Source organism: Bradyrhizobium sp. 138 (assembly GCF_023074075.1).
Taxonomy (GTDB): domain Bacteria; phylum Pseudomonadota; class Alphaproteobacteria; order Rhizobiales; family Xanthobacteraceae; genus Bradyrhizobium.
The window spans coordinates 1-3,715 of record NZ_JADPKT010000064.1 but is presented as its reverse complement, the minus strand read 5'-3'; the positions used below and the strand labels follow the sequence as shown (position 1 = coordinate 3,715).

Below are 3,715 nucleotides of genomic sequence, written 5' to 3'. Positions count from 1 at the left end.
AGCGTACGAGCGGATGGTGGCGGCCTGGAAGGAGAAGCCAAAAAAAGTGGCCTTGAACTGACGATAGGGCTTCTCAACACCATCCGTGGTCAGGCAGATTCGTCCGTCGTGGACGAAGCGAGCAAAGCCATCGCATCGGTTGAGCAGATAATTGATCGGCTTGATCACGTTGGACGAACGCGAGAGCCGGGCAGATTCCGCGCGGAGCCAAGCCTCAAGGCCGGTCAGCAGTGGCGCGCTTCTTTCCCGGCGGATCTGCAGCCGCTCCTCAGCGATGTCGCGCTCGATGAGGACGCGCTGCTTGCCGTCGGCATCAAAGCACTAAGGCAATCCCGCTTCCACACGACGAGAGCCTGTCGGTCGGCGGCTATCTCGACCTGTCAGGCACTGCCAACCACTCCTTGAGGAAAATCGGCCTTGATGTCTGCGATCATGTTGCGGACGCGATCCAGGTGGGCTTCACATCGGCAGCCTTCGTGGTGTCACGCAGATAGACGAAAACGGCGGTCTCGCCGGCAACAGTGACGCTCTTGTGTAATCGAGCGATTCCAGTTCCTCGCGCTTCTTCTCGATCGGGTCGGTGACCTGGCGCGTCATCTTTTCGGGGGAAGCGTCCGTCCAATGCGCCTGAGGTCCCCACCAACCGATAAATTGTTCGGCAGAGCCGTGAGTTCCGAATCGGATAGGTTGAGGTCGCCGCCGACCTCGAGGTTATCAGGTAATGCGGGATTGACACTGTGCCCGCGATTAAAAGAACGGACGACTATTTAGGAGTCCCGGTTAACGCCGTTGAGATCGCCCGACTCAGAACTTTGCGGTTCTCCGGGACATCCATCATAGTCATGTGGTCGCCTGGAATTGGCACCGCATGAATGGCCTCCGCGCTCAGAATTCGGTCCCAACCCCGCAAAGGCGAAGTTGCTTCTGGACCTAGCGAAGTTCTTCGAGAACGTGTCTGACCGCTAAGAGGCTGGTTCGCATAGAACTGGTGTATCTCAACTGGGAGGGACGGAACTTGATACAAGCGCAGCGCCCGTTGGAATTGCGTGGCCCTTTCATACGTCAGAATATCATTGCGTAGATCACGGTCCGGCGTGATCGCCCCCATCTTTTGAGCCTTTTCAAGCAGTCCGGAAATTGAACTTCGTCCAGCGAAGCGTTCAAGTATTTCGAACCTCTCGTCGTCTAGTTCAAGAGATTCCAGGAGCACTTCTTGTATCATTTGGGTGGGCGATACGCTTGATGGATGTGAAGATAGTGCAACGTCAATTAGACCGATGAATGAAACAGCCGCATCGTGATCCAGTAACTGCTGCGCAATCGCGTAGGCCAAGAATCCCCCTGATGAGTATCCAGCGAGCCGGTATGGACCTCGTGGCTGGATCTCTCTTATTGGGAGAAGGAGTTGCGAGGCTATCTTTTCAACAGTTGGAAATTGAAATGCACTGAATTGCGGCCATGGCAAAGCGTAGACAGGACAGTCGACGTCCATTTCTTGCGCCAAACTGGGGACATAGGAGCAATCGCCCAAACCTGTGGGAACAAAGAACAGCGGAGACCGCGATCCGGTTTCGCGAACACAAATCGCTCTCAAACAGCTGGGCTGTGGCGCCAAATGAACTTTCGATGCAACTTCCTTCAGAAGGGGAGCTTGGAAGAGGTCGGCGGCGCTGAACTTGAGCCCGAGATCGACTGCGCGACTGAGCAGTTGCACCACCAAGAGCGAGTGGCCGCCCAGTTCGAAGAAGTGGTCGTTGCGTCCGACCCGCTCCAGCCTGAGAAGCTCGGCCCAGATCCGCGCCAACGCCGTCTCGACTGCGCCCTGCGGCGCCTCATAGGCCGCCCGTGCATAGGCATCGTCAGCAGGCGCCGGCAGTGCCTTGCGGTCGAGCTTGCCGTTCACCGTCAGCGGCAGCACCTCAAGCCGCACGAATGCCGACGGCACCATGTAGTCCGGCAGCAGCGCACTTAGGTGCGCGCGCAGGGCGCCGGCCAACCCGCCTCCGTCGTCCTGGTCCGAGCCAGCCTCGTCCGAGCCCACCACATAGGCGATAAGATGCTTGTCGCCGGCGCGGTTCTGGATCGCCACCACCACCGCCTCGCGCACAAAGGCGTGCTCGCAAAGCCGCGCCGCGATCTCGCCCGGCTCGATGCGGAAGCCGCGGATCTTCACTTGGTCGTCATTGCGGCCCAGGAACTCCAGATTGCCGTCCGGCAGATAACGCCCGAGGTCGCCGGTCCTGTACAGCCGATCGCCGTCCACAAAGGGACTGGCGATGAACCGCTCGGCTGTCAGCTCGGGGCGGTTCAGATAGCCCCGCGCCACTCCCGCACCGCCAATGTAAAGCTCGCCCACCGCCCCGAACGGCACGGGCGCGCCATGACCGTCCAGCAGGTACACCCGCGTGTTCGCAATCGGACGGCCGATCGGGAGGCAACTGGGGCCAACATGATGGGTCAGCTGCAAGGTGGTGCTCGGCAATGACGCTGATTTCTGTGGACCCGTATTGATTGATCAACCTCGCCTTTGGATGTGCTTCGAAGAAGGCTCTAAGCGTTGGAGTGGCCTGCAGCTGCTCACCCGCTGTATAAACCTCACCTAAGGAGGGCAGCTTCACTTGCTGCGCGCCCCAGACCTCCGCAAGTTGGTTCAATGCTACGAATGGGAGGAAAAGTCGCTCGATCGCCTCCTTTTTGATGAACTCGAGCAACTTGGAGAAATGCCTACGGGTCTCTTCCCGCACAAGTACGAGCAGTCCACCGTCCTTCCAACAAATAAACATTTCCTGACAGGACACATCGAAATTCAGGGTAGCGAATTGAAGTGTGCATCGTTTCGACGTGCCAATCCCTGCAAGCGAATTCACAAGCGAGCCGTGGGACATTTCTACGCCCTTTGGCGTTCCAGTGGAGCCTGAGGTGTAGATCACGTAGGCGAGATGACGGGATGTGAGGCCAAGGGTGCGCGGATCGGGGTCCGAATCCGGCCGCTCGGCCCAGACCGGGGCGGCAGTATCCAGATCGACTACGCTGACATCGGCTACAGCCTCGGCGCCCAATGCGGTTCGACCGGCGGCATCGCAAAGCAGCAGTCGCGGCACGGCATCATCGACAATCTGCCGCAGCCGAGCCGACGGATAAGCCGGATCGAGCGGCAAATAGGCTCCCCCCGCCTTCAGGATCGCCAAAACACCAACCACCATTGCCAAGCCGCGTTCCAGGCAGATCGCCACCGGCTGGTCCGGCTTGACCCCGAGCCCGATCAGATGATGGGCCAGCCGGTTGGCCCGTGCGTTGAGTTCGCCATAGCTCAGTCTCTCGTTCTCATAAACCGCAGCCAACGCCTTCGGCGCCTTGTGCACCTGCGCCTCGAACAGCTCATGGATGCACCGCTCCGACCGATAAGGCGTCGCCGTCCGATTCAATTTTTCCAGCAGATATTTGCGTTCGTCTGCCGGGAGAATATCCGTGCGGCCGACCGGCTGCCCCGCATCGGCCATCACACCATTTAACAAAGTCTCCAAATGCTGCGTCATGCGGCCGATCTGCCTCGGCGCAAATCGGGTGGCATCAAAATGCCAGCGGAAGCTCCCATCCAGAGCGCAAACCTCAAAGGTCAGCAAATCGCCGCATCGGGCCGGGCCAGCTTTGTGACTCGTCATCAGATCGCCAGCCACCGAACAGCTCTGTGTCGTGATTGTGATGCCAATCGGCC

1 protein-coding gene and 3 pseudogenes are annotated in these 3,715 nt (G+C 59.1%); all 4 read right to left on the bottom strand.

Annotation, left to right across the window (positions count from 1 at the left end):
- Positions 1–87: 87 nt before the first annotated feature.
- Positions 88–288, bottom strand: a pseudogene (locus tag IVA79_RS22005) (transposase); the annotation flags it as partial.
- 101 nt (positions 289–389) lie between these two features.
- Positions 390–630 (bottom strand): annotated as a pseudogene (locus IVA79_RS22000) (hypothetical protein); the annotation flags it as partial.
- A 133-nt stretch (positions 631–763) separates the two neighbouring features.
- The gene (locus tag IVA79_RS21995; RefSeq protein ID WP_346658200.1) at positions 764–2,401 is read right to left on the bottom strand and encodes a thioesterase domain-containing protein; all 1,638 of its coding nucleotides are present in this window, start codon (positions 2,399–2,401) and stop codon (positions 764–766) included.
- A gap of 97 nt (positions 2,402–2,498) precedes the next feature.
- A pseudogene (locus tag IVA79_RS36725) lies at positions 2,499–3,500 on the bottom strand (AMP-binding protein); the annotation flags it as partial.
- Between the last annotated feature and the right edge of the window lie 215 nt (positions 3,501–3,715).